The sequence below is a fragment of the Pseudomonas sp. AL 58 genome (assembly GCF_036348395.1).
GTDB lineage: Bacteria > Pseudomonadota > Gammaproteobacteria > Pseudomonadales > Pseudomonadaceae > Aquipseudomonas > Aquipseudomonas defluvii.
In genome coordinates, this window is the sequence record NZ_JAZBQR010000007.1 from 210,823 (window position 1) to 235,672 (window position 24,850).

A 24,850-nucleotide genomic window follows, 5' to 3' on the forward strand; every position below is an offset into this window, starting at 1 on the left:
ATTCATCATACCGGCAAACGGCGTGCGCCCATATCACGCAATGTATGCTCCTTATAGCCTTGAGCTATAAGCTCGGTTGCAGCAGGCAATTGCATCAGCAGCCGCAGACCTTCATCAGTATTCTGCGCCCATAGCTGCCCGCCTTGGCGCGTCAGCGCATTGCGGGCGATGCTCAACCCCAGGCCAAAGCCGCCATCACCGGGGCGTGAACCATCCAACCGGGCGAAAGGATCGAAAATACGTTCCAGTTCGCCCTTGGCCACGCCGCCCCCCTGATCGTCTATCCAGAGGACCCACAGGCTGCCGCTATGGCGTCCACTCAGGCGAATCACACCTTCGGCAGGTGAATGCCGGATGGCATTGCGCAGAATGTTTTCCAATGCCTGGGCCAGGCTGTTGAGGTTACCCAGCACCCAGCAGGAGCCGTCCAGCGAGCACTGCAGTTGATCCGCCGACCAGCCACTTTCAAAACAGGCATCCTCGACCAGCATCTCCCACAGTGCCTGTACCTGGATCGGCTCTCTGGTCAGAGGGCTTTGCTCAGCATCAAGCCATGCCAGTTGCAGCGCATCTTCAACCAGCCGCTGCATGCCGTCGACCTCGCGGCTCAAGCGCTCACGCAAGCCCCGCTCATCAACCTCCGAGTCACAGGCAACACGCAACCGACTGAGGGGCGTACGCAACTCATGAGACAAGTCTCGCAGCAACTGCTGCTGCAGAGTAACGGTGCGTTGTAGCCGTTGGGCCATATCATCGAATGCACGCCCCAGCTCGCCAAGTTCATCACGCCGGCTGGTGGTCGTACTGGCTACCCGCGCTGAAAGCTGATTGGCCCGCCAGGCGTTGGCCTGGTGACGCAGTTGGTTCAACGGCATGATCAACATGCGGTAGAGCCCGACACAGAACAGTAACGTCAACAGACCAGGAATCAGCCCGTTGATAACCACGGCCCAGAGCAACGTGACATGGCGCTGGGGCATCAATCGCTGCGGCAACTCGATGACCAGACTGCCCTGAGTGGCGTCCAGGGGAAAAGGCAGCTTGATCCAGGGGGGCTGCGTGGCGCGGCGACTGATCGGCCAATCAACCCCGCGCAGGGCGGTCAGGCGCTGGCTTTCGGCGTCACTCAAAGGCAGGCTGCCAAGGGATTGCAAATCACGGCCAATGACCCCGACCCAGACACCTTCACGGCGACGCACACCTTCCAGCCAATCGTCGACCGCCGCCTCTGAGCCGCGTCGCCAGGCCTGTTCGGCGTCTGCTGCATACGCCTCGAGCGTTGCTCGTGCGGTGCTTGAGAGAAAGGCTGTACGGGTCTCCATTTGACGGCCCCAGGTCCAGCTCAACGCGATCATCAGCAGGCAGAAGCCCACCAGCAGAACGGCCAGCTTCCAGAACAGTGAATAACGACCGGGCACTTAACCGGCCTCGACAGCGCTGAGCCGGTAGCCTTTGCCCCAAACAGTCAGCACTTGCCGCTCCAGGTAACCAATGCGCTTCAGTTTCCGGCGAATCTGGCTCACATGCATATCCAGGCTACGGTCGTGCCGGGAGTAACCGCGCTGCAGTACCTGCTGGTAGAGGAACGGCTTGCTCAGTACCTCTTCGACATTGCGCTGAAGGGTTTCCAGCAGGCGATATTCACTGGGGGTCAGCCCGGCCCAGCGCTGCTCGAAACACACATCAGTGATCCGCTCATCGAACAGCAGCCCGCCTGAAAGCATCGGCTCGGGTTGCTGGTGGCGTCGCTCCAGTGCAACCCGGCGCAGGATCGCTTCGACCCGCACCCGTAACTCAGCAATGCTGAAAGGCTTGGGCAAGTAATCGTCCGCGCCTCGCTGAAAGCCACTGATACGGTCGGCCTCCGCGCCCAGGGCGGACATCAGAATGACCGGTGTCGAACTGCACGCACGCAACTGCGACAAGGCATCCAGGCCATTCAATCCCGGCAGCAGGATATCCATCAACACGACATCGAAAGGCTCACGCGTTGCCAGCGCCAACCCCTCACCGCCATCCCGGCACCAGGTCACCCGAAAGCCACTGCGTTGCATCTGTTCATGCACGTAGCTACCCAGGATCGGGTCGTCTTCGATTGCAAGAATGTTGGGGACAGGCGTAATTACGGGACTCATTGGTAGACGCTAGTAATTCTCAATAACATGATTATTCAGATTACACACGCATCAAGCAACCAATTACCGACAAACATCTAGGAAAATTCCCACAAAAAGATAAAAGTAGATACAAATGAGTGCATTGCTTCGATAGTCGCGGTAATTTTCCGACTTGGGCCGCCACTTGGATCTTACGGCGTCTTACAGCAATTGCCTGAGCACAGGAGAGTGGCGTGCTGAATAGATTGGGTATCAGAAGCCGTGTGCTGTTGCTCGCGCTCTTGCCGACCAGCCTGATGGCGCTGGTACTGGGTGGCTATTTCACCTGGCTGCAGCAAAACGAGTTGCAGTCCCAACTGCTGCAACGCGGCAAGATGATTGCGGAGCAACTGGCCCCTCTGGTGGCACCGGCACTGGTCAGCAACAACCCCGCACAACTGGAGCGCATCGCCGCTCAGGCACTGGAACAAGCCGATGTACGTGCGGTAGGTTTTCTTGCGCCCGACCGCAGCAGCCTTGCCCATGCCGGACCGAGCATGCTCAACCAGGCACCCAATGGCGACACAACCCAGTTGTTGCAGCGCAGCGGCAGCGACGCGACGCGCTATCTGCTACCGGTATTTGGCCGCCATCGCGATCTGGCGGGCGAATTGATTCCCGGCGAATCCCACCGCCTGCTCGGCTGGGTGGAAGTCGAACTGTCCCATGACGGCACACTCCTACGGGGCTACCGCAGCCTCTTTGCCAGCATGCTGCTGATTTTCATCGGCCTGGTTGTAACCGCCCTGGTTGCCTTGCGCATAAGCCGGACCATTAACGGCCCTCTAGGGCAGATCAAGCATGCGGTGAACCAGCTCAAGGACGGCAACCTGGAGCAACGCCTACCTAGGCTGGGGAGTTACGAACTGGATGAGCTGGCCGACGGCATCAACCGCATGGCCCAAACCCTGCAAAACGCCCATGAAGAACTGCAGCACAGCATCGACCAGGCAACAGAGGATGTTCGTCAGAACCTGGAAACCATCGAGATCCAGAACATCGAACTGGATATGGCGCGCAAGGAAGCCCTGGAAGCCAGCCGGATCAAGTCAGAGTTTCTGGCCAACATGAGCCATGAGATCCGCACCCCGCTCAATGGCATCCTCGGTTTTACCCACCTGCTGCAGAAAAGCGAGCTGAGCCCGCGCCAGCTTGAGTACCTGGGCACCATTGAGAAGTCTGCCGACAACCTGCTGGGCATCATCAACGAGATTCTCGACTTCTCGAAAATCGAGGCTGGGAAACTGGTGCTCGACAGCATTCCGTTCAACCTGCGCGACGTCATTCAGGAAACCCTGACCATTCTCGCCCCTTCGGCCCACGCCAAGCAGCTTGAACTGGTCAGCGTGATTTACCGCGACACCCCGTTGTCGCTGGTTGGCGACCCGCTGCGACTGAAGCAGATCATCACTAACCTGGTCAGCAACGCCATCAAGTTCACGCGTGAGGGCACCATCGTCGCACGTGTGATGCTAGAGGATGACGACGATGATCAGGAGGACAGTGTCCACCTGCGCATCAGCGTTCAGGACACAGGCATCGGGCTGTCGCCGCAAGACGTGCGTGCCCTGTTCCAGGCATTCAGCCAAGCCGATAACTCCCTCTCCCGCCAGCCAGGTGGAACGGGGCTAGGGCTGGTGATATCCAAGCGACTGATTGAACAGATGGGCGGCGAAATTGGTGTCGACAGTACCCCGGGCGAAGGCTCTCAGTTCTGGGTCAGCCTACGCTTGCCTAAAGCCCTGGATGATGCTGAAGACCTGCCGCCATCGTCGCTGCAGGGACGCCGCACCGCCATAATCGACCCGCACCCCCTGGCGTGCCAGGCCCTGCAGCACCAACTGCAGGACTGCGGGCTGAGCATTACGGTGTTCAACACGCTCGATCAGTTGCTCAATGGCATTGATGCGGCTCGCCTGGCCGGCCAGCCATTTGAGTTGGCGGTGCTCGGCGTAAGCCTTGCCAACCTGTCCCCTGAGCGACTTGGTCAGCACGTGCAAACCCTCGAAAAACAGGGTTGCCAGACCATGGTGCTGTGCCCGACCACCGAGCAACGCGCGTTTCAAGCCTGCCTGCCGAACCCGCACAGCCAATTGCAGGTCAAACCAACCTGTACCCGCAAACTGCGCCGCGCCCTGCTGGATTTGACCGAACCACGACGCAGTGAGGCAGAACTGACGCGTCAAGTGCCGGGGCAGCGCCAACCCAAAGTGCTGTGTGTCGACGACAACCCTGCCAACCTGCTCCTGGTACAAACACTGTTGGAAGACCTTGGCGCCTCGGTAGAGGCCGTCGATAGCGGCAGCGCGGCGATCAAGGCGGTACAGGAGGACTGCTTCGACCTCGTTCTGATGGACGTACAGATGCCGGGCATGGACGGGCGCGAATGCACCGAACAAATACGTCTCTGGGAAACCGAAAACGATAGCGCAGCGCTGCCGATCGTGGCACTGACCGCCCACGCGATGGCCAACGAAAAACTCGCCTTGCTGCACAGCGGTATGGACGACTACCTGACCAAGCCAGTCAGTGAGCGGCAATTGGCCCAGGTCCTGCTGAAATGGACGGGGCTCTCACTGGCCAAGCCGCCTGTAGAACGTTTCAGCGAGCGCCCGGTCGACAGTGCCGAACTCAAAGTACTCGACCCGGAAGAAGGCCTGCGTCTGGCCGCAGGTAAACCGGACCTGGCGGCTGACATGCTGGCAATGCTGCTGGCCTCACTGGACGCCGACCGCGATGCCATCCGTACCGCACGCCATGCGAGTGACCGCACCGCGCTGATCGAACGGGTTCACCGTCTCAATGGCGCCACCCGCTATTGTGGTGTGCCGCAACTGCGCGCCGCCTGCCAGCGCTGCGAGACGTTACTTAAACAAAATGCGCCGCAAGCCCAACAGGCCCTCGACGAACTGGATCGCGCCCTTGCCCGGCTCAGCGCCCAGGCGCGGCTGAGCGTCTGACCTGAGACAAAGCCAGCGGCGTGGCTGTTGTTTAAACTGGCGGCATTCGATGCCAAGGAGCTTTGCCATGCGCGCACTATTTTTCAGCAGCCAGACATACGACCAGGAGAGTTTCCGTGCCGCGCCCGCCATGGAAGGGCTGACCCTGAACTTCCAGGCTGCGCGCCTGACCGAGGCTACCGCCATGCTGGCGGCAGGCCATGAGATTGTCTGCGCCTTCATCAACGATGATTTGTCAGCACCGGTGCTGGAGCATCTGGCGGCCGGAGGCACGCAGCTGATCGCCTTGCGCTCGGCCGGCTATAACCATATTGACCTGAAGGCCGCCAAACGCCTGGGGCTGAGCGTGGTGCGCGTGCCAGCCTATTCACCGCACGCCGTCGCCGAACACGCCGTGGCATTGATTCTGGCCCTCAATCGACGCCTGCACCGGGCCTATAACCGCACCCGCGAAGGCGACTTCAGCCTGCATGGGCTGACAGGCTTCGACCTCTACGGCAAAACCGTCGGGGTGATCGGTACCGGCCAGATAGGCTTGGCCTTTGCACGAATCATGGCCGGCTTCGGCTGCCAGCTACTGGCCTACGACCCCTTCCCCAACCCTCAAATGCAGGATCTTGGCGCACGCTACCTACCGTTGCCGGAGTTGTTGGCTCAGGCACGCATCGTCAGCCTGCATTGCCCCTTGACCGAGCAAACCCGCCACCTGATCAATCAGCAGAGCCTGGCGTTGATGCAACGCGGGTCGATGTTGATCAACACCGGCCGTGGCGCGCTGGTGGACACCCCAGCTCTGAGTGATGCCCTGAAAAGCGGCCAACTCGGCTACCTGGGCCTGGACGTCTACGAGGAAGAAGCACAGCTGTTCTTTGAAGATCGCTCCGACCAACCTCTACAGGATGATGTGCTGGCGCGGCTGCTGACCTACCCCAACGTGATCATCACCGCCCACCAGGCGTTCCTTACTCATGAAGCCCTGGCCGCCATTGCCCAGACCACCTTGGAAAACATTGCCCGCTGGGCGGTCGGGAATCCGCAGAATCTGGTCGAAGGTTGATGCTAGGATACGCGGCAGATTTGGAGGACCCATGGTCGAACACGATTTCCGCTACAACCTGTTTAATCCGCAACACACCCTGATCGAATGCCGCTCTCTGGCACCAGGTCGCTACCAGGTCACTGGCAATGGTGGCTCAATCCACAATGACGATGTCTTGCTGGTGACCCTCAAGGGCAGCAAGACCCTGTCAATGCGCCTTACCGTGGAAAAAGTACGCCACCTGATCAACCCGCCCGGTCAATGGGTAGCCGTGGCCAGTGGCCCGGTCTTCGGCGAACTGGCGATCCATCAGTGGCAAGTCAACTGCGACAGCTGCCAAGCCAGCCTCGACTTCGAGTTCGCGGTAGACGCCAAGCTGGGCAACAAGGCCCAACAACCCGCCGCCGTGGCGCGTATTGCCGAACTGGGTTGGACCACCCAGGGCGACAAACATACGTGCCCGAAATGCCGGGGGCAGGCGCAGTGAAACAACTTCTGTTATCGGCCCTGGCAGCCGCAGGCCTGGTCGGCTGCGCTGCCGAGCCAATGAAGCTTGAGCAGGAGCAAAGCTACATACTGGAATGGATTGGCGAACGGCCACTGATGGACTACAGCCACCTGACGCTGACCTTGGCAGCCGATGGCCGGGCGTATGGCAATGCGGGCTGCAACCACTGGTTCGCGCCGTATCAGCTGGACGGAAACAAACTGAGCTTCGGTAAAATTGGCAGCACCCGCAAGCGCTGCGCACCGGCACTGATGGAACAGGAGCAACGTTTCCTGCAGGCATTGGGAGAGGTCGAACGCTGGGACATCTCGCCAATCGAACAGGTACGGTTCTGGCCAGCACAAGGCAAGCCACTGCGTTTTTGGCCTGAAGAAGGCTAAGTACCCGTCATGTTCTGCAGGGGCCGGCATTGCTGGCCCCTGCAGGGACGCGCAAACCACTGCCTGGCTGCGCGGGATACCGACGGATCAGGCGCCCTTGAGTGCGGTCAGCTTCTCGGTAATGCCCGCTGCGGTCTGCTCACCCAGCAACTGCTCGCGCACCTTGCCCTTGTCGTCAATGATGTAAGTGACCGGCAAACCCTCACTGCGCGGCAACTCAAAGCGCTCGGCCGGGTCGTCAGCAAGCACGGTGAACCCGATCCCCAGCGCATCACTGGCCTTTTTCAGCTCATCACCGCGCAGGCCGTCGAAATTCACCCCGAGCACCGTCACGCCCTTGGCCTGCAGGTCTTTGGCCACTGCATTGAGCTCCGGAATCTCCGTACGGCACGGGCCACACCATTCAGCCCAATAGTTGAGCACCAGCCAACGCCCATCCACGTGTTCGGCCGCCACTTTGCGGCCATTTTGATCCAGCCCATAGTCTGCGCCGCAACCGCCGAGCAACAGGCTCGTAGTGATCGCCAGTACTGCTGCCAATCGCCTTGTCATGGGTCAATCCTTATTGAATATTCAAGCAAAATGCGAAGTCGCTGCGGTTAGAATAGCCGCCACTTCATGCTGGATGCGACCCGAACATGACCGACTTGACGCTTTACCATAACCCACGCTGCTCCAAATCCCGTGGTGCGCTGGAACTGCTCGAGGCCCGCGGCCTGGCGCCAACCGTAGTACGCTACCTGGAAACACCACCCGACGCGGCGACGCTGCGCAGCCTGCTCGGCAAACTGGGAATGACAGCCCGTGAACTGCTGCGCAGTGGCGAAGACGAGTACAAGAGCCTCGACCTGGCAAACCCTGCCCTATCCGAAGATGAACTGATTGCCGCCATGGTCAGCCACCCGAAACTGATCGAGCGACCGATTCTGGTCGCGGGCGACAACGCCGTGATTGGCCGGCCACCCGAAAAGGTGCTGGAGATCCTTTCGTGAGCACGCCCTACATCCTCATTCTGTATTACAGCCGCCATGGCTCCACCAGTGAGATGGCCCGGCAGATTGCCCGTGGCGTTGAACTGGGCGGCCTGGAAGCCCGTATTCGCACCGTACCGGCCATTTCCAGCGAGTGCGAAGCCGTTGCCCCGAGCATCCCGGAAAACGGTGCGTTGTATGCCAGCCTTGACGACCTGCGTAATTGTGCCGGCCTGGCACTGGGCAGCCCGACTCGCTTCGGCAACATGGCCGCACCTCTCAAGTACTTCATCGACAGCACCAGCAGCCTCTGGCTGAGCGGCGGCCTGGTCGGCAAACCCGCCGCGGTGTTCACCTCCACTGCCAGCCTGCATGGCGGCCAGGAATCGACGCTGCTGTCCATGCTGCTGCCGCTGATGCACCATGGCATGTTGATCATGGGCCTGCCCTACAGCGAGTCGGCGCTGCTGGAAACCCGTGGAGGTGGCACCCCTTATGGCGCCAGCCACCACGCCGGAGCTGACGGCAAGCGCGCCCTGGACGCCGATGAAATCGCCCTGTGCCGGGCGCTCGGCCAACGCTTGGCGAGCACCGCTACGCTACTGGAGAACGGCCGTGGCTAAGAAGCCGAAAATACTGCCCCCACTGGAGTGGTTGGCTCCACGTGTGCGTATCAGCCGGGCGCTGAGCCTGGCGACATTCGTCGGCTTGATCGCTCTGTTGAGCGTCAACACCCTGCTGTTCGCCGAGCTGCATGGCGCGCGCTCCTGGGTGATTCTCGGCGTCGAACTGGTACCGTTGCTGATACTGATGCCGGGCATACTGCTGGGCAGTGCGCGCGCTCATGCCTGGATCTGCTTCGTGGTAAACCTGTATTTCATCAGCGGTGTACAGGCCACCTTCGTCCCGGACCGGGCACTGTTCGGCTGGCTGGAAGTGCTGCTGAGCCTGGCGCTGTTCATCAGCGCCTTGCTGTATGTGCGCTGGCGGTTTCAGTATGACCGCAAACTGGCGGGTGAAGGCTCGGCGCAACACTGAGCCCAGCGATCCCCCACCCGCCTTGACCTCAATGGTTAACGGTATGCGCCAGCATCACTGAGAGCTGACACAGTGGCCGCCCGCTTTCGGCGTGCCACTGATTGAACGCCGCCTGCACCCGCGCCAGATCCCGCAGGCTGGTCGGCGCCTTGTCGATGATGTCCTGAGCTACAAGGGCCGCAACCATGTCGTCGGTAGGGATAAACGTATCCTTGCCGACCATGCGCAGAAAACGGGGTGCCGACAAGCCACCAAGCTGGTTGCCATGCTTGGCCAGGTACTTCCACAAACCGACGATGTCAGTCACTGGCCAGTCGGCGATCAAGGCGCCAAAGCTCCCCCTCTCCTTTGCCACATCCAACACCATCTGCGCATTGCGAGGCACGCTCTTGAGCTTGCCCAGGTGACGGATGATGCGGGTGTCCTGCATCAACCGTTCCAGATGCTCAGCGCCCATCAGCACGACCTTTTCCGGGTCGAAACCGAAGAACACCTGCTCAAACGCCGGCCACTTGGCATCGACCAGGCTGTGCTTGAGCCCGGCACGAAACACGCGCAGGGCCAGGGTCGACAGATAACGGTCGTCACTGATCGCACGCAACTGCGCCGGGGTGCGCGGCACCGGCAGATACGCCTCCAGTGCAGCGGCAGAGCCGAATCGGTTCAGGCAGTACTCATGCAGCCATTGATAATCACGCATGGCGGTTCCTTGCCGAGTGGTTCGTCAGATGTTCAGCACGTCGAGGAAACGCGGCGTCGCGGTGTCGTCGATGCGCAGATTGACGAAATCGAACAGGTTGCGGTCGGCCAGTTGCGACGGCACCACGTTCTGCAGGCCACGGAAGATACTCTCGGTACGCCCCGGCGACTTGCGCTCCCACTCCTGAAGCATGTCCTTGACGACCTGACGCTGCAGGTTTTCCTGCGAACCACAGAGGTTGCACGGGATGATCGGGAATTCTTTCATGTCCGAGTAGGCCTGAATGTCCTTCTCGCTGCAGTAGGCCAACGGCCGGATGACCACGTTGCGGCCATCGTCGGCCAGCAGTTTTGGCGGCATGGCCTTGAGCGTGCCATTGAAGAACATGTTGAGGAAGAATGTCTCGACAATGTCATCACGGTGATGACCCAGGGCCATCTTGGTCGCGCCGATTTCGTCAGCGAAGGTGTACAGGGTGCCACGACGCAGGCGCGAGCACAGCGAGCAGGTGGTCTTGCCTTCCGGGATCAATTCCTTGACCACCGAGTAGGTGTCCTTCTCGACAATGTGGTACTCGATACCCAAGGTCTTGAGGTAGGCCGGCAGCACGTCCTCGGGGAACCCCGGTTGTTTCTGGTCCATGTTCACCGCAACGATCTCGAACTTGATCGGTGCCACCTTCTGCAGGTGCAGCAGAACATCGAGCATGGTGTAGCTGTCTTTGCCGCCCGACAGGCAGACCATGACCTTGTCACCGTCTTCGATCATGTTGAAGTCGGTGACAGCCTCACCCGCCAGGCGGCGAAGGCGTTTTTGCAGTTTGTTCTGATTGACCGAAAGGGTGCCCATAGCGCTTGGAATCCGCGAGGTATGACAAAAGCCGGCTATTTTACGCATAAACCGACTGGCGGCGTAGGCCAATCCGATAAAGACTGCATCGTGATTAATACATCGCCTGACAGCGCAATTTGCTCTAAAAAACCCGGTTTTATGCAGCGAACTCCTTCCTATACTGCCACATAGGGCCACCGTGTATGTGACCTGGTCGTATGGCCCGAACCTCGGGCCAGCAAGCGCTCCTCTGGGGGGCGATGGCAACAACGAAAGGAGTGACTGGCATGATCCATCACGTTCTGGGGCTGTTTACCCATCCCGATCAGGAATGGCGAGAGATTCGTGGCGAAGAGGAAAGCATCAGCCACATGTACTTGACCCACACGTTGATACTGGCGGCCATTCCCGCCGTATCGGCATTTATCGGCACTACCCAAGTAGGCTGGGTCATCGGCGAGCGTGCGCCCGTCATGCTGACCATGGAAAGCGCGCTCTGGATGAGCATCATGTCGTACCTGGCCATGCTTGGCGGTGTTGCCGTCATGGGCGCGTTCGTCCACTGGATGGCCCGCACCTATGATGCCAACCCCAGCCTGGCGCAATGCATCGCGTTTGCAACCTACACCGCCACCCCACTATTCGTCGGGGGTCTGGCGGCGCTTTACCCACACCTGTGGCTGGGGATGATTGTCGGTACGGCAGCCATCTGCTACACGGTCTACCTGCTCTATGTAGGCCTGCCGACCTTCATGAACATACCCTCGGACGAAGGCTTCCTGTTTTCGAGTTCAGTGTTGGCGGTGGGACTGGTGGTGCTGGTAGCCATCATGGCCTTCACGGTAATCGTCTGGGGACTGGGCGTGGGCCCCGTCTATACCAACTAGAAACACAGCAACATAGGTGCAACAAACCTCAGGCCGCCGCAAGGCGGCCTGATGCCGTGCATGGACCGGCGGTCTCGGCAGTAATGCTCAGGTTGCGGCATAATCGCCGGTCAGGAGTGTTCCCCGATATGCCCGAGCAACTCAAATCCCGCGTCGAAACTTGTTTCCAGCAGGCTGAAGCCTTTTTCAAACGCCCCTTCCAGCGCCCCGAAGTCAGTTTCAAGCTGCGTGGGCAGAAGGCCGGCGTGGCACATCTGCATGAGAACCTGCTGCGCTTCAACCTGCAGCTGTACATGGAAAACCGTGAAGACTTCCTGAAACAGACTGTCGCCCATGAAGTGGCCCACCTGGTTGCCCACCAACTGTTCGGAGGCAGCATTCAGCCCCATGGCGAAGAGTGGCAGTTGATCATGCGCGGGGTTTACGAACTGCCGCCGAATCGCTGTCACAACTACGCGATAAAGCGCCGTAGCATGACCCGCTATATCTACCGCTGCCCCTGCGCAGGTAGCGAATTCCCCTTCTCTGCCCAGCGCCATGGCCTGGTACGCCAAGGGCGGCGCTATCTGTGCAGACGCTGTCGGCAGACCTTGGTGTTCAGTGGGGAAACACGGGTGGAATAAACGACATCGCCGGCAAGGCTGGCTCCTGCATGAGGAGCCGCCCTTGCCGGCGATGAGCACACCCCAGAATGCTTAGCGGGCAGCGCCTTCAGCCACACCCAGGTCATCGACTGGACGGGTGTCGATGATCGACGTGCCACCAGAGGCCAACTCGGCCTGCAGCTTGTCTTCGTCCAGTTCATTGACCCACTTGGCCACTACCACTGTCGCCACGGCGTTGCCAATCAGGTTGGTCAGAGCACGGGCTTCGGACATGAAGCGGTCAATACCCAGGATCAGCGCCAGACCGGCAACCGGCAGGTGGCCAACGGCCGACAGGGTAGCGGCCAGAACGATGAAGCCGCTACCGGTCACGCCAGCAGCACCTTTAGAGGCAACCAGCAGCACCAGCAACAGGGTGATCTGGTGCGTGATGTCCATGGTGGTGTCGGTGGCCTGAGCAATGAACACGGCAGCCATGGTCAGGTAGATCGAAGTACCGTCAAGGTTGAACGAGTAACCGGTTGGGATCACCAGGCCGACAACCGACTTCTTCGCACCCAGGCGCTCCATCTTGATCAGCATGCGTGGCAGGGCCGACTCGGAAGACGAAGTACCCAGCACGATCATCAGTTCCTCACGGATGTAGCGGATCAGTTTGACCACGCTGAAGCCGTGGGCACGGGCGATACCGCCAAGCACCACCAGAATGAACACCACACAGGTGATGTAGAAGCAGACCATCAACTGGCCCAGTTGAACCAGCGAGCCCACGCCGTACTGGCCGATCGTGAAGGCCATGGCACCGAACGCACCGACCGGTGCCAGCTTCATGATCATATTGATGATGTTGAACATCACATGGGCGAAGCGGTCGATCAGGTCCAGCAGTGGCTTGCCATAAGCGCCCAGGCGATGCAGGGCGAAACCGAAGATCACCGAGAACATCAGCACTTGCAGGATGTCGCCGTTGGCGAAGGCACCGACGACCGTGTTCGGGATGATGTTGAGCAGGAAGCCAACGGTGGTCTGCTGTGCGCCCGCTGCGGCATAGGCCGCGATGCTGCTGGCGTTCAGGGTCGACACGTCAATGTGCATGCCAACACCCGGCTTGACCACGTTGACCACAACCAGGCCAATGATCAGTGCGATGGTGGAGACAATCTCGAAGTACAACAGCGCGTAGCCGCCGGTCTTGCCAACCGACTTCATGTTCTGCATACCCGCAATGCCGCTGACCACGGTGCAGAAGATGATGGGGGCGATGACCATCTTGATCAGCTTCACGAACCCGTCACCCAGTGGCTTGAGCGCCACGCCGGTCTCAGGATAGAAGTGACCCAGCAGGATACCGATGGTGATCGCTACGATCACCTGGACATACAACGATTTGTACAGCGGCTGACGCGTCGTCATGGCTAATTCCTCAAGCGTACCGACCATCATCCTTCCCAGGATGCGGTGGTACCAAAAGCGCGAACCCTCCTGCACTGGAGGGATTTGTTTTGTCGAGCTGCCTGGCAGGACTCTGAAGGCTATTTAGCAATCACGATGCCAACGTGCGCTTTCTGGGTGCGAACCGCCGTTTCTCGGGGCTTGCATGCACTAGGAGGTGGCATAAAAAACGCTGTGCATTGGCGGATTTCCGCACGCAACCGGCGAAAAAACCTAACCAATGGCGGTAATCCGCCCACGCAGCCAGGGTTCGCCCTCACCCCGTTGCAGGATGGAGTGCGGAAGCTAGAGTAAGCAGGACATCCTGAACCGTCGCTGAGCGCTGTCCAAACAGCGGCTGAACACGATGGATCGACTCAAACGAGGAGTACCCGCCATGCGTTACCTGCTCGCACTTGCCTTGATCGGCGCCACAAGCCTGGCCCAGGCCGCTGTACAGACCCGCGAAATTGCCTATCAGGATGCCGACGGCAAGCGCCTGGTTGGCTATTACGCCTATGACGACAGCGTCGAGGAAAAGCGCCCAGGCGTGGTGGTGGTGCACGAGTGGTGGGGCCTGAATGACTATGCCAAACGCCGTGCGCGCGAGTTGGCGGGGCTAGGCTACAGCGCACTGGCCATCGACATGTACGGCGATGGCAAGCACACCGAGCACCCGGCAGACGCCATGACCTTCATGCAGGCGGCCATGAAAGACCCTGACGCTGCAGCCAAACGCTTCGATGCCGGTGTAGAGCTGTTAAAAATCCAACCGCAAACCGACAACAATCGAATTGCCGCCATCGGCTACTGCTTCGGCGGAAAAGTGGTGCTCGATGCCGCCCGCCGAGGCGAGCCTCTGCTCGGAGTCGTCAGCTTCCATGGCCCGCTGGCAACCAGCAACCCGGCAACACCCGGTAGCGTAAAGAGCAAGATTCTGGTGGAGCACGGTGCAGCAGACAGCATGGTCCCCCAAGAACAGGTGGATAAATTCAAGGACGAGATGAATGCGGCCGGTGCATCCTATGAATTCGTGAGCATCCAGGGCGCCAAGCATGGCTTCACCAACCCGGATGCTGACCGCCTCAGCCACGGCGAGCACGGCGGACCAGACATTGCCTACAACAAAAGCGCCGACGAAAGCGCTTGGGCAGACCTGCAGGTTTTCTTGAAGAAGGTGTTTACGCTGAACTGAAGTGCTGAGGGACGGTGCTTTGGCAGAAACGATGGGCTGGAAGGGGCGCTGGCCTGACGCCATGGATCGCGGCACAATACGGCCATGAAACGACTCCCATCTTGCTGCGCACCACTCCAGTACCACTGGCCCCTGCCTCGCGCAGTACCCGGCGCAGCACTGGTCAGCTGCTCGTTCGACCCCGCTCAACTGGCTGCCGATGACTTCGTCCTGGCGGGTATAGAACACACCAGCAGCCTGCAACGCTCAGTGGCCAAGCGTCAGGCCGAGTACCTCGCTGGCCGGGTCTGCGCCCGCGCAGCACTGCAAGCGCTGGATGGTCGGGAGTACATCCCCGGTACCGGCGAAGACCGTGCGCCGATCTGGCCAAGCGATATTAGCGGATCCATCACCCATAGCCACGGCTGGGCCGCTGCGGTGGTTGCCCCTAGTCACCAGTGCGCGGGCATTGGCCTGGATCAGGAAACCCTGCTCAGCCACGAACGCGCTCAGCGCCTGGCCGCAGAGATCCTCACAACCGATGAACTTCATCGAATGGACCCGGACCTGGCTGCCTTGGCGGTCACCCTGACCTTTTCCCTGAAGGAAAGCCTGTTCAAGGCCCTCTACCCTATCGTGCAGCAGCGCTTCTACTTTGAACACGCGGAGGTACTGGAATGGTCCACCGATGGCCATGCACGCCTGCGCCTGTTGAAAGACCTGTCCACTGACTGGCGCCAGGGCCACGAGCTGGAAGGCCAGTTCAGCATACAGAATGACCAGGTACTGACCTTGATCAGCCTCTGAGTCAGGGGTTGAGCGGGCAGTGCGTACAGTGCCCCACCCACGCCACCTTGTAACTCAGGCAACAGGTTCGCCGACGCCGCAGGCCGTGCGCATCGTAGCTGACTGCCGCAAACAACGGGCCGCCAGGGCGATCCAGCAGGTCACGCGCCTCAACGAGGTCGACTTCCAGGGCCTGCAGGCACTGCTCCAGGCAATCGCCAGCATTCCCCCAGAGCACGGCAACCGGCACCGAGCCCAAGGCTGCCAGTTGCTGAACCAATGGCGTCAGGTGGTGCTCCAACAGGGCCTGCAAGCTATCGCTGCCTGCGGCCAGGGGCTCAAACGCCAACGGCAGACCACGATCGTCCAGGCTCACGCCGACATTGTTCGGCAGCGTCAGCCCTCGCCCGGCACACCGGGCTGACACGGCCTCGCGCCAGAACAGCGCGAAATAATACTTGGACCACTGCGACACCAGCACAGGCAACTGGGCTGGCATCAACTCAGGCCCATAGAGCGCCAGCAGCAGCCTGTGAAAGTACGCCGGACGTAGCAGCTCACTCAGCGTCACGGTCTGCTTCATGATGCACCAGAGGCCTGGCTACGCGGCCAACTCAGGCTGAAACACGCCCCACCCAGGCGCTCGCTACGGCTGACCGAGGCCCGCCCTGCATGCCAATAGATAATCCTGCGTACGATGGACAAGCCCAGACCGTGCCCACCGGAAGCCCGGGCGCGGCTGTCGTCGAGGCGAGTAAAGGGGGTAAAGATTCGGTCCCAGGCAGGCTCGGGGATGCCAGGACCATCATCTTCCACATCAATCCGGCAGCGCTGGGCACCTAATTGATAGCTCAGACAGACCTGTGACTCAGCATGGCGCATGGCGTTGCTCACCAGGTTCTGCAAAGCCCGGTGCAAGTAGCGTGGCTCCGCCTCCACCCATGCGCCGTCAGCCTCTTCGGCCCTCTGGCAGGGGCCGCGAACCACGCTCACCTCGCGACGCAATGGCGCCAGCTCTGCGATCACCTGGTCGAGCAGCGCATCCAGGTCGATCAACTGAAAATGCAACGCCGGTGAGCCCTGCTCCAGACGGGCATAGGTGAGCATCTCGTCGACCAGTTTATCGAGGTCCTGAATGTCACCATCCATGCCCTCCAGGTACTTTTCCCGAGCCTGATCGTTGCTGGCCCCGGCGATCATCTCCAGGCCGAAACGTAAACGGGCCACTGGCGTGCGCAGCTCATGGGACACGGCACGCACCAGCTCACGCTGAATACTCAACGACCGTTGCAAATGCTCCGCCATGCCATTGAAAGCCGCAGCCAAGCGTCCAACCGAGTCATCATCATCGGCCGTCACACGGGTTTCCAGGCTACCCTGGGCGATGCGTGTGGCAGCAAACTCCAGGGTCGACAGGCGACGCTCCAGCTGACGCACCAGCAAATAGACGATCAAACCAATCAGGCACAAGCCCAGCACGGCAATCACTGCCAGCAACTGGGGTGGGTAGGCATTCATCTGATACAGCGGGCCGAGCTCCAGCACCCAGGGCGTACCGGCAAGGCCGGAAAATACACGAATCGAGTCACCGTCCTTGCCAAGGGCCATCACCGTGTCGCCCTCCTCGACCCGTCGACGCTGGTCGTCATCCAGGTCAGCCTTGGTCATCGAAAGCAAGCGCAGGTCAAAGCCAAACCCCTTGGCTTCCTTCAATTGCGCAAGCCGTCCAGGCTGCTCCGCAACCGGATAACGCACCAACTCATCCGCCAGCAGGTAAATCGTGGCGCGGGCCAACTGCTCACTGATCTGCTTGACTTCACCCATGAGCAAAAACGGCTGGTCGCCAACCTGACGCATCACCCTGGCCGCATGAGGCCCGGTCTTCTCTACCAGTACCTGGCCACGCTGCAACAAGCTGCGCTGACGCCCATCGAGCCCGGTGTGGGCCAAGGACTCCAACGCCAAGGGAATGCCCAGCAAGCGCTCCCAGATCGCCAGCGCCCGCGTACGCTCCACCTCACTGAGCGGCACCAGGTTGTCAGCCATCAGCGTGAAGGTCCCGTGGGCAAGCCGCTCACGGTATTGATCCGCGCGTACCTCATTGAGCAGGTGCAGGCTCAAGGCGCCGAGCATCGCCACCAGCACCAGAGCGCTCAGCATACCGCCGTAGATGCGCAGGAAAATCGAGTTCATGCCTCACGACCCATGGCCTGGGCCGCCTCGGCTACAAACAGGTAGCCTTTGCTGCGCAGGGTCTTGATCATCTTCGGATGGATTGGATCGTCACCGATTTTGGGGCGAATGCGTGAAATACGCACATCGATAGAACGGTCCTGGCCGTCATAGCCCACACCTCGCAACGAGGTGAAGATCTCCTCGCGGGACAACACACGCCCGGCATTGCTAACGAGTAGCCAGAGCAGGTCGAACTCGGCGCTGGTCAACTCGATGCTCGCGCCCCGCAGCCAAGCCTCGCGCAGGGTGTTATCGACCCGCAACGGGCCGAACACCAATGCCTGGTGCTCACTACTGGGGGCATCACTGCGACGCAACAGAGCGTTGATCCGGGCCAACAACAAGCGGGGACGCACGGGCTTGACCACATAGTCGTCGGCCCCCAGGTCCAGCCCCTGCACCTGATCAAGATCGTCGCTGCGTGCGGTGAGCATCAGAATTACCCCCGCATAGCGCGGGCGTACCTTGCGACAGATGCTCAGGCCATCCTCGCCAGGCAACATCAGGTCAAGGATCACCAGATCAGGCCGCTCATCAATGATGCGCTGGGCCGCCTTGGCCCCATCGCCCTCCACTGCTACCTCAAAACCGTTGGCCTGCAGGTACTCGCACGTGAGGTCGGCCAATCGCTGGTCATCCTCGACGATCAACACCTGACTGCGCTGCTGCTCCACGGACACCTCTGCTGGGCTTGTTGTTCTTGGAAGACCGCCCGTCAACAAAGGGCAATAATGGCACCGGATACTACGACGCGAACCCACACATTCCAACCGCCACCAACGGCACTGAAAAGCCGTGCCAGGAGCGCTGGACAATGGGCCTTTTTGTGATAGGGTTCGCGCCCGCAAAATTCCGTGTTCGGGGCGGCGCCAACGTAAAAAAAGAGTGACCAACGGCACAATGGCGGTGAGACGCGGCCTACAAGGCGTTGCCCGGAATCACTCACAAAATACGCACAAGTTATCCACAGAGCATCACCTTGCAATACCCCCGATACCGCATTATCTTGTATCCCTATCGAAACAAAACACTATATCTTGGGTTTTCACATAATTCCCAAGCACAAGTCGAGCATTAAACTCAAGCCTTGCAAAATGCTTTTTTTGCTTGAACTTTGAAAGAAATCAGCAGCCAAACCGCTCCTGCGGAGGCGACCGTTGCAAGTTCACCAGAGGGCTTGTTTCGGGTACGGGTGTTGCACACAAAGGCACATCCGACAGCAACAGTTTTGGGCCCCGGCCCGAGACCTTTGACTTCGGCCAGGGAGCGGCGAGCGATTGCCCCTTTTTCCTGATCTGTCCCGAAGTAGGTAAGCCCTGCCCCGCACGCTGCCCTTGCGTATGCCTGCGGGTCGGTTGTCGAGCTTTTGGACGGAACGGTTGGCACCTACCCGGTGCCTAAACAAACATAGAAAACGTGGAGACCCCCATGCAAACCGACACAACTCGCGAGAACCCGCAGGCCAAGGCGCCGCAGGCCGCTGATTCGAACCAGGATCTGGCTGCCACCGCTCCGGGCCAACTGCGTGTGATCAAGCGTAACGGTACTGTCGTCGCCTACACCGATGACAAGATCACCGTTGCCATCACCAAGGCGTTCCTTGCAGTTGAAGGCGGCACTGCTGCTGCCTCGTCGCGTATCCACGACACCGTTGCCCGCCTGACCGAACAAGTGACAGCGACCTTCAAGCGTCGCATGCCATCGGGCGGCACCATCCACATCGAAGAAATCCAGGACCAGGTCGAACTGGCCCTGATGCGTGCTGGCGAACAGAAAGTGGCCCGCGACTACGTGATCTATCGCGACCAACGCGCCAAGGAACGTGCCACCCGCAGCAACAGCGACGTAGCGGTACAGCCACACCCAAGCATCCGTATCACCCTGGCCGATGGCAGCCTGGCGCCTCTGGACATGAACCGCCTGAACACCATCATTTCGGAAGCCTGCGAAGGCCTGGCCGAAGTCGATGGCGAACTGATCCAGCGTGAAACCCTGAAGAACCTGTACGACGGCGTGGCCATCAAGGACGTCAACACCGCTCTGGTGATGACCGCCCGTACCCTGGTCGAGCGTGAGCCGAACTACTCCTTCGTGACCGCTCGCCTGCTGATGGACACCCTGCGCGCCGAAGGCCTGGGCTTCCTGCAGGTTGCCGAAAGCGCGACCCACCACGAAATGGCCGACCTGTACGCCAAGGCCTTGCCGGCCTATGTCGCCAAAGGTGTGGAGTTTGAACTGCTCAACCCAGCCATGGCCGACTACGACCTGGAAAAACTGGGCAAGGCGATCAACCACGAACGCGACCAGCAGTTCACCTACCTGGGCCTGCAGACCCTGTACGACCGTTACTTCATCCACAAGGATGGCGTACGTTTCGAACTGCCACAGGTGTTCTTCATGCGTGTGGCCATGGGCCTGGCGCTGGAAGAGAAAGACAAAGAAGCCCGCGCGATCGAGTTCTACAACCTGTTGTCGTCCTTCGACTACATGGCCTCGACCCCGACCCTGTTCAACGCCGGCACCCTGCGTCCACAGCTGTCGAGCTGCTACCTGACCACCGTCCCGGACGACCTCTCGGGCATTTACCACGCGATCCACGACAACGCCATGCTGTCGAAATTCGCCGGTGGCCTGGGCAACGACTGGACGCCAGTACGTGCGCTGGGCTCCTACATCAAGGGCACCAACGGCAAGTCCCAGGGCGTCGTACCGTTCCTGAAAGTGGTCAACGACACCGCCGTTGCCGTAAACCAGGGTGGCAAGCGCAAAGGCGCTGTCTGTGCCTACCTGGAAACCTGGCACCTGGACATCGAAGAATTCATCGAGCTGCGCAAGAACACCGGTGACGACCGTCGTCGTACCCACGACATGAACACCGCCAACTGGATCCCTGACCTGTTCATGAAGCGCGTCTTCGATGACGGCAAGTGGACCCTGTTCTCTCCTTCGGAAGTGCCAGACCTGCACGAGCTGACCGGCAAGGCCTTCGAAGAGCGCTACGAGTACTACGAAGCGCTGACCGAGTACAACAAGATCAAGGTATTCAAGACCGTCCAGGCCAAAGACCTGTGGCGCAAGATGCTCTCGATGCTGTTCGAAACCGGTCACCCATGGTTGACCTTCAAAGACCCGTGCAACCTGCGCAGCCCTCAGCAGCACGTGGGCGTGGTCCACAGCTCGAACCTGTGCACCGAAATCACCTTGAACACCAACAAGGACGAGATCGCGGTATGTAACCTGGGCTCGATCAACCTGCCGAACCACATCGTCGACGGCAAGCTGGACACCGCCAAGCTGCAGCGCACCATCAACACCGCTGTGCGCATGCTCGACAACGTGATCGACATCAACTACTACTCGGTACCGCAGGCGCGCAACTCGAACATGAAGCACCGCCCGGTCGGTCTGGGCATCATGGGCTTCCAGGACGCGCTGTACCTGCAGCACATTCCTTATGGTTCGGACGCAGCCGTCGAGTTCGCCGACCGCTCCATGGAAGCGGTCAGCTACTTCGCCATCCAGGCCTCCTGTGACCTGGCCGACGAACGTGGCGCCTACGAGACCTTCCAGGGCTCGCTGTGGTCCAAAGGCATCCTGCCGCTGGATTCGCAACAGATCCTGATCGAAGCCCGTGGCCAGAAGTACATCGACGTCGACCTGAACGAGACCCTGGACTGGGCACCGGTTCGCGCACGCGTTCAGAAAGGTATTCGTAACTCGAACATCATGGCCATCGCGCCGACCGCGACCATCGCCAACATCACCGGCGTATCGCAGTCCATCGAGCCGACCTACCAGAACCTGTACGTGAAATCGAACCTGTCGGGCGAGTTCACCGTGATCAACCCGTACCTGGTTCACGACCTGAAGGCTCGCGGCCTGTGGGACGCGGTCATGATCAACGACCTGAAGTACTACGACGGTTCGGTTCAGCAGATCGAGCGCATCCCGCAAGAACTCAAGGAGCTCTACGCGACTGCCTTCGAAGTGGAAACCAAGTGGATCGTCGATGCTGCCAGCCGTCGCCAGAAGTGGATCGACCAGGCTCAGTCGCTGAACCTGTACATCGCCGGCGCCTCGGGCAAGAAACTGGACGTCACCTACCGCATGGCCTGGTACCGTGGTCTGAAAACCACCTACTACCTCCGTGCCCTGGCCGCGACCAGCACCGAGAAATCGACCATCAACACCGGCAAGCTCAACGCCGTGTCCAGCGGTGGCGACAGCGCCCCGGTGCAAACCGCCCCGGCGCCTGCACCCGTGCCTAAGGCCTGCGCGATCGACGAACCTGACTGCGAAGCCTGCCAATAAGGTGCGCACGGCCGGCTCCGACAGGAGTCGGCCTTATCGGCGAAAGGGCTGCCAGGCAGCCCCCTTCGCCACCAGATACAAAGGCCTGGAGCACCACCCGCTCCAGCCCACCAGAGGGGCCTCCCCCTCAAGCATTCAAAAGTTTTGCGTGCACTGCTGTACCCGACGCGAGCTACGCAACCCAAGATCCATCAGGCCATACTGAACATGGCCCTCACGCAGGAGACCCACCATGCTGAGCTGGGACGAATTCGACAAAGACGACGGCGAAGTCGCCGCTAAAAACGCTGGTGCTACCCAATCGATTGAAAACGGTATCGACAAACTCGACAGCGCTGGCGGTGCCGCCGCCCTCGAGGCCCGTGCCGTCACCGCAGCGGACTCTGCTGCCGTAATCCGTGCCAAAGCGGCACTGGATGAACTCGACATCGCCGAAGGCCTGGCCGAGCTGGAAGGCTCTGCAGCCCGTGTCGCCGTTGATGAGAAGCGCATGATCAACTGCCGCGCCGACCTCAACCAACTGGTTCCATTCAAATACGACTGGGCCTGGCAGAAGTACCTGGACGGCTGCGCCAACCACTGGATGCCGCAAGAGGTCAACATGACCGCGGACATCGCCCTCTGGAAAAACCCGGAAGGCCTGACCGACGACGAGCGCCGCATCGTCATGCGCAACCTGGGCTTCTTCTCTACCGCCGACTCCCTGGTTGCCAACAACCTGGCACTGGCCGTGTATCGCCTGATCACCAACCCGGAGTGCCGCCAGTACATCCTGCGCCAGGCCTTCGAAGAAGCGATCCACACACACGCCTACCAGTACTGCATCGAATCGCTGGGCATGGATGAAGGCGAAATCTTCAACATGTACCACGAGATCCCATCGGTCGCGAAAAAGGCCGCTTGGGGCCTGCGCTACACCCGCTCGATCTCCGACCCGGAATTCGATACCGGCACCGTCGAGACCGACAAGGAACTGCTGCGCAACCTGATCGCCTACTACTGCGTACTCGAAGGCATCTTCTTCTACTGCGGCTTCACCCAGATCCTGTCCATGGGCCGCCGCAACAAGATGACCGGTGTTGCCGAGCAGTTCCAGTACATCCTGCGTGACGAATCCATGCACCTGAACTTCGGTATCGACGTGATCAACCAGATCAAGATCGAAAACCCGCACCTGTGGGATGCCGAAATGAAGGAAGAAGCCACGCAGATGATTCTGCAGGGCACCCAGCTGGAAATCGAATACGCCCGTGACACCATGCCACGCGGTGTACTGGGCATGAATGCCGCGATGATGGAAGACTACCTGAAGTTCATCGCCAACCGCCGCCTGTCGCAGATCGGCCTGAAGGAGGAGTACCCAGGTACCACCAACCCGTTCCCATGGATGAGTGAAATCATGGACTTGAAGAAAGAGAAGAACTTCTTTGAGACCCGGGTTATTGAGTATCAGACCGGTGGGGCTTTGAGCTGGGATTGATGCTGGCTTGAGTTCACAAGAAGGCTGCCGAAAGGCGGCCTTTTTTGTGCCTGGAAATACTGTTGTATTGCAGGAGATAGAGACACACGCTTTGCAGCAGGCTTACCTGCAGCGGTCAATCCGATTCCGGGCCGTGATCTTGAATCTCATACCAGGCGGCCTTGGTTCCGACATGCAGGTGCTTTTGATCGCCAGGCGTGAAAGAGGTGTCCAGGCAGCCCAGGGCTATTGAGACCCACCCGGAAAATTCACCTTCACTTGTCGACCAAAACAACGACGAGCCACAGTGGCGACAGAACTGCCGCACAACGGTTGCAGAGGACTGGTAGCCCTTGAGGCTCTCGCTACCCTTGGTGATGTGCAGGTCGGCTCGAGGCACACTGCCATAGCTGGCAAATGCCGCGCCATGCCCTTTTCGACACTGGCTGCAATGGCAGTGAGATACCGCTTTGGGGCGAGACGACACTCGATACGCCACCGCGCCGCACAGGCAGCTTCCCGAGAAAATACGCGTCAATGCAATAGCCCTTCTTGAAGAAACAGTACTTTAGCCAGCAAGGCTGCACGCCTACGCTTACTACCAGTTCATCACCAGCGGCAAGCCGGGCCGCAAGTCGCGTGTCTGCCCTTGAACACCGTGGTCGATCTCCAGCTCCATCAGGTGCTCGTTACCCTGGATGATCTCAAATTCGCTCAGCTGATTTGCACAAGAGGCCGTTGCGGAGAACGCTTCGCCGCTGGCTGTTGTGACCCGTACTGCGGTGATTTGGCGAAAGCCATTGGCATGCTCAATAGGCTGAGCTCGCTCGGGCGGCATCTGGTCTGGGCGTTTGGCAAAAGACAGAAAGAACCACATGGGCTCAGAGACAGGGGCTCGACCTACGTCTACTTTAAGGCTGGCTGGCAAGTAAGCAGGGCGATACTCCCAGGCGGGAAAAGGCAGCGCCTCGTTTGCGGTAGTAGGCCTGAAGCACACGCCAAAGGGTGATACCTGGCTATCTGTTGCGCTGAGGCGCTCGAAGAGCTGTGTGGGGGCCGTTAATGGGCTTTGCGCTTCCTGGGCATCCGTGAGGTACAACAACTCAATGAATGTGTTTTGGAAGAAGAACCTGCGGTTCGCGGTCCCTTGCCCAGGGTGAACGTTCGGTGTGCCTTCGATAAGACCCAGGGCGCTTAAGGCGGCAGCGCTTTGGATAGGATTGGTTACGCAGATAAAAAGGTGATCAACTTCCATGTCTCATTCCTTTAAAAGCAACTTGGCTACGGCCAGGCATCCAAAACGCCACAAAGACAAAACCCCTACCTGCATGTGCAGATAGGGGTTTCGGAATTTAATCTTGACGATGACCTACTCTCAC

24 protein-coding genes are annotated in these 24,850 nt (G+C 59.9%); 13 read left to right on the forward strand and 11 right to left on the reverse strand.

Going from position 1 to position 24,850, the window contains the following annotated elements; translation table 11 throughout:
* Positions 1 to 5: 5 nt before the first annotated feature.
* Entirely contained in the window at positions 6 to 1,418 is a 1,413-nt protein-coding gene (locus UIA24_RS11455) for a sensor histidine kinase (RefSeq protein ID WP_330522870.1), read from the reverse strand.
* Positions 1,419 to 2,135, reverse strand: a complete 717-nt coding sequence (locus UIA24_RS11460) for a response regulator transcription factor (RefSeq protein ID WP_102053267.1) — start codon at positions 2,133 to 2,135, stop codon at positions 1,419 to 1,421. It lies immediately after the preceding gene.
* A 215-nt stretch (positions 2,136 to 2,350) separates the two neighbouring features.
* On the opposite strand from UIA24_RS11460, the gene UIA24_RS11465 reads away from it, so the two are divergent.
* The 4 genes from UIA24_RS11465 (at position 2,351) to UIA24_RS11480 (ending at position 7,043) form a co-directional block, all read left to right on the forward strand.
* The gene (locus tag UIA24_RS11465) at positions 2,351 to 5,116 is read left to right on the forward strand and encodes a response regulator (RefSeq protein WP_330522871.1); all 2,766 of its coding nucleotides are present in this window, start codon (positions 2,351 to 2,353) and stop codon (positions 5,114 to 5,116) included.
* A gap of 67 nt (positions 5,117 to 5,183) precedes the next feature.
* Positions 5,184 to 6,173 carry a 2-hydroxyacid dehydrogenase gene (locus tag UIA24_RS11470; RefSeq protein WP_330522872.1) on the forward strand — a complete coding sequence of 330 codons (990 nt, stop codon included), beginning with the start codon at positions 5,184 to 5,186 and terminating at the stop codon, positions 6,171 to 6,173.
* Positions 6,174 to 6,204: 31 nt separating this feature from the next.
* Positions 6,205 to 6,642 (forward strand): hypothetical protein, encoded by a 438-nt coding sequence (locus tag UIA24_RS11475; RefSeq protein ID WP_099775569.1) that lies wholly within the window; start codon positions 6,205 to 6,207, stop codon positions 6,640 to 6,642.
* Entirely contained in the window at positions 6,639 to 7,043 is a 405-nt protein-coding gene (locus UIA24_RS11480; RefSeq protein ID WP_065761446.1) for an META domain-containing protein, read from the forward strand. Before UIA24_RS11475 ends, UIA24_RS11480 begins: the two co-directional genes overlap by 4 nt.
* A gap of 87 nt (positions 7,044 to 7,130) precedes the next feature.
* Here the strand turns inward: UIA24_RS11480 and UIA24_RS11485 are convergent, their stop codons facing one another.
* A complete protein-coding gene (locus UIA24_RS11485; protein ID WP_099775570.1) occupies positions 7,131 to 7,595 on the reverse strand; it encodes a TlpA disulfide reductase family protein in 465 nt (154 codons plus the stop codon).
* An 86-nt stretch (positions 7,596 to 7,681) separates the two neighbouring features.
* Here UIA24_RS11485 and arsC point away from each other — a divergent pair, with 86 nt between their 5' ends.
* From arsC to UIA24_RS11500, 3 genes are read left to right on the forward strand one after another with little or no spacing between them, the layout of a single operon-like run.
* On the forward strand, positions 7,682 to 8,035 hold the full coding sequence (gene arsC, locus UIA24_RS11490) for an arsenate reductase (glutaredoxin) (RefSeq protein WP_102053264.1): 354 nt from the start codon (positions 7,682 to 7,684) through the stop codon (positions 8,033 to 8,035).
* Positions 8,032 to 8,637 carry an NAD(P)H:quinone oxidoreductase gene (wrbA, locus tag UIA24_RS11495; protein ID WP_065761847.1) on the forward strand — a complete coding sequence of 202 codons (606 nt, stop codon included), beginning with the start codon at positions 8,032 to 8,034 and terminating at the stop codon, positions 8,635 to 8,637. The genes arsC and wrbA overlap by 4 nt, the downstream gene beginning before the upstream one ends.
* Positions 8,630 to 9,052, forward strand: a complete 423-nt coding sequence (locus UIA24_RS11500; protein ID WP_330522873.1) for a DUF2069 domain-containing protein — start codon at positions 8,630 to 8,632, stop codon at positions 9,050 to 9,052. The genes wrbA and UIA24_RS11500 overlap by 8 nt, the downstream gene beginning before the upstream one ends.
* Positions 9,053 to 9,080: 28 nt before the next feature.
* On the opposite strand, the gene UIA24_RS11505 is transcribed toward UIA24_RS11500, so the two are convergent.
* A complete protein-coding gene (locus UIA24_RS11505) occupies positions 9,081 to 9,752 on the reverse strand; it encodes a DNA-3-methyladenine glycosylase I (protein WP_099775571.1) in 672 nt (223 codons plus the stop codon).
* A gap of 24 nt (positions 9,753 to 9,776) precedes the next feature.
* Positions 9,777 to 10,601 (reverse strand): tRNA 2-thiocytidine(32) synthetase TtcA, encoded by an 825-nt coding sequence (gene ttcA, locus UIA24_RS11510; RefSeq protein ID WP_065761337.1) that lies wholly within the window; start codon positions 10,599 to 10,601, stop codon positions 9,777 to 9,779.
* A 269-nt stretch (positions 10,602 to 10,870) separates the two neighbouring features.
* Between ttcA and UIA24_RS11515 the strand changes: the two genes are divergently transcribed.
* Positions 10,871 to 11,470 carry a Yip1 family protein gene (locus tag UIA24_RS11515; protein ID WP_330522874.1) on the forward strand — a complete coding sequence of 200 codons (600 nt, stop codon included), beginning with the start codon at positions 10,871 to 10,873 and terminating at the stop codon, positions 11,468 to 11,470.
* A 128-nt stretch (positions 11,471 to 11,598) separates the two neighbouring features.
* A complete protein-coding gene (locus UIA24_RS11520) occupies positions 11,599 to 12,093 on the forward strand; it encodes a SprT family zinc-dependent metalloprotease (protein ID WP_330522875.1) in 495 nt (164 codons plus the stop codon).
* 72 nt (positions 12,094 to 12,165) lie between these two features.
* On the opposite strand, the gene UIA24_RS11525 is transcribed toward UIA24_RS11520, so the two are convergent.
* Positions 12,166 to 13,488, reverse strand: a complete 1,323-nt coding sequence (locus tag UIA24_RS11525) for a dicarboxylate/amino acid:cation symporter (RefSeq protein ID WP_102053260.1) — start codon at positions 13,486 to 13,488, stop codon at positions 12,166 to 12,168.
* 415 nt (positions 13,489 to 13,903) lie between these two features.
* On the opposite strand from UIA24_RS11525, the gene UIA24_RS11530 reads away from it, so the two are divergent.
* Together UIA24_RS11530 and UIA24_RS11535 are read left to right on the forward strand one after the other, a co-directional pair.
* On the forward strand, positions 13,904 to 14,701 hold the full coding sequence (locus UIA24_RS11530) for a dienelactone hydrolase family protein (RefSeq protein ID WP_330522876.1): 798 nt from the start codon (positions 13,904 to 13,906) through the stop codon (positions 14,699 to 14,701).
* An 84-nt stretch (positions 14,702 to 14,785) separates the two neighbouring features.
* Positions 14,786 to 15,487, forward strand: a complete 702-nt coding sequence (locus tag UIA24_RS11535) for a 4'-phosphopantetheinyl transferase family protein (protein WP_330522877.1) — start codon at positions 14,786 to 14,788, stop codon at positions 15,485 to 15,487.
* A 1-nt stretch (position 15,488) separates the two neighbouring features.
* Here UIA24_RS11535 and fhuF read toward each other — a convergent pair whose 3' ends face one another.
* The 3 genes from fhuF to UIA24_RS11550 are packed head-to-tail and all read right to left on the reverse strand — an operon-like array spanning position 15,489 to position 18,375.
* A complete protein-coding gene (fhuF, locus tag UIA24_RS11540) occupies positions 15,489 to 16,049 on the reverse strand; it encodes a siderophore-iron reductase FhuF (protein WP_330522878.1) in 561 nt (186 codons plus the stop codon).
* Positions 16,046 to 17,659, reverse strand: coding sequence for an ATP-binding protein (locus UIA24_RS11545; RefSeq protein ID WP_102053256.1), 1,614 nt, complete (start codon positions 17,657 to 17,659; stop codon positions 16,046 to 16,048). The genes fhuF and UIA24_RS11545 overlap by 4 nt, the downstream gene beginning before the upstream one ends.
* A complete protein-coding gene (locus UIA24_RS11550; RefSeq protein ID WP_330522879.1) occupies positions 17,656 to 18,375 on the reverse strand; it encodes a response regulator transcription factor in 720 nt (239 codons plus the stop codon). The genes UIA24_RS11545 and UIA24_RS11550 overlap by 4 nt, the downstream gene beginning before the upstream one ends.
* Before the next feature lie 754 nt (positions 18,376 to 19,129).
* Here UIA24_RS11550 and UIA24_RS11555 point away from each other — a divergent pair.
* A complete protein-coding gene (locus UIA24_RS11555; protein ID WP_330522880.1) occupies positions 19,130 to 22,012 on the forward strand; it encodes a ribonucleoside-diphosphate reductase subunit alpha in 2,883 nt (960 codons plus the stop codon).
* A gap of 232 nt (positions 22,013 to 22,244) precedes the next feature.
* Positions 22,245 to 23,492: a ribonucleotide-diphosphate reductase subunit beta gene (locus tag UIA24_RS11560; RefSeq protein ID WP_099775580.1), complete on the forward strand. Its 1,248-nt coding sequence runs from the start codon at positions 22,245 to 22,247 to the stop codon at positions 23,490 to 23,492.
* 115 nt (positions 23,493 to 23,607) lie between these two features.
* Here the strand turns inward: UIA24_RS11560 and UIA24_RS11565 are convergent, their stop codons facing one another.
* A complete protein-coding gene (locus UIA24_RS11565; protein WP_330522881.1) occupies positions 23,608 to 24,009 on the reverse strand; it encodes a GFA family protein in 402 nt (133 codons plus the stop codon).
* A 60-nt stretch (positions 24,010 to 24,069) separates the two neighbouring features.
* Positions 24,070 to 24,726, reverse strand: coding sequence for a VOC family protein (locus UIA24_RS11570; RefSeq protein ID WP_099775581.1), 657 nt, complete (start codon positions 24,724 to 24,726; stop codon positions 24,070 to 24,072).
* Positions 24,727 to 24,850 lie beyond the last annotated feature (124 nt).

Excerpts from the sequence above, each read along its gene's own strand:
- UIA24_RS11460 (WP_102053267.1), bottom strand. The coding sequence starts at position 2,135 with ATGAGTCCCGTAATTACGCCTGTCCCCAACATTCTTGCAATCGAAGAC.
- UIA24_RS11555 (WP_330522880.1), top strand. The coding sequence starts at position 19,130 with ATGCAAACCGACACAACTCGCGAGAACCCGCAGGCCAAGGCGCCGCAG.
- UIA24_RS11485 (WP_099775570.1), bottom strand. The coding sequence starts at position 7,595 with ATGACAAGGCGATTGGCAGCAGTACTGGCGATCACTACGAGCCTGTTG.
- UIA24_RS11535 (WP_330522877.1), top strand. The coding sequence starts at position 14,786 with ATGAAACGACTCCCATCTTGCTGCGCACCACTCCAGTACCACTGGCCC.
- UIA24_RS11520 (WP_330522875.1), top strand. The coding sequence starts at position 11,599 with ATGCCCGAGCAACTCAAATCCCGCGTCGAAACTTGTTTCCAGCAGGCT.
- UIA24_RS11570 (WP_099775581.1), bottom strand. The coding sequence starts at position 24,726 with ATGGAAGTTGATCACCTTTTTATCTGCGTAACCAATCCTATCCAAAGC.
- UIA24_RS11475 (WP_099775569.1), top strand. The coding sequence starts at position 6,205 with ATGGTCGAACACGATTTCCGCTACAACCTGTTTAATCCGCAACACACC.
- arsC (WP_102053264.1), top strand. The coding sequence starts at position 7,682 with ATGACCGACTTGACGCTTTACCATAACCCACGCTGCTCCAAATCCCGT.
- UIA24_RS11525 (WP_102053260.1), bottom strand. The coding sequence starts at position 13,488 with ATGACGACGCGTCAGCCGCTGTACAAATCGTTGTATGTCCAGGTGATC.
- fhuF (WP_330522878.1), bottom strand. The coding sequence starts at position 16,049 with ATGAAGCAGACCGTGACGCTGAGTGAGCTGCTACGTCCGGCGTACTTT.
- UIA24_RS11515 (WP_330522874.1), top strand. The coding sequence starts at position 10,871 with ATGATCCATCACGTTCTGGGGCTGTTTACCCATCCCGATCAGGAATGG.
- ttcA (WP_065761337.1), bottom strand. The coding sequence starts at position 10,601 with ATGGGCACCCTTTCGGTCAATCAGAACAAACTGCAAAAACGCCTTCGC.
- UIA24_RS11530 (WP_330522876.1), top strand. The coding sequence starts at position 13,904 with ATGCGTTACCTGCTCGCACTTGCCTTGATCGGCGCCACAAGCCTGGCC.
- UIA24_RS11470 (WP_330522872.1), top strand. The coding sequence starts at position 5,184 with ATGCGCGCACTATTTTTCAGCAGCCAGACATACGACCAGGAGAGTTTC.
- UIA24_RS11505 (WP_099775571.1), bottom strand. The coding sequence starts at position 9,752 with ATGCGTGATTATCAATGGCTGCATGAGTACTGCCTGAACCGATTCGGC.
- UIA24_RS11545 (WP_102053256.1), bottom strand. The coding sequence starts at position 17,659 with ATGAACTCGATTTTCCTGCGCATCTACGGCGGTATGCTGAGCGCTCTG.
- UIA24_RS11560 (WP_099775580.1), top strand. The coding sequence starts at position 22,245 with ATGCTGAGCTGGGACGAATTCGACAAAGACGACGGCGAAGTCGCCGCT.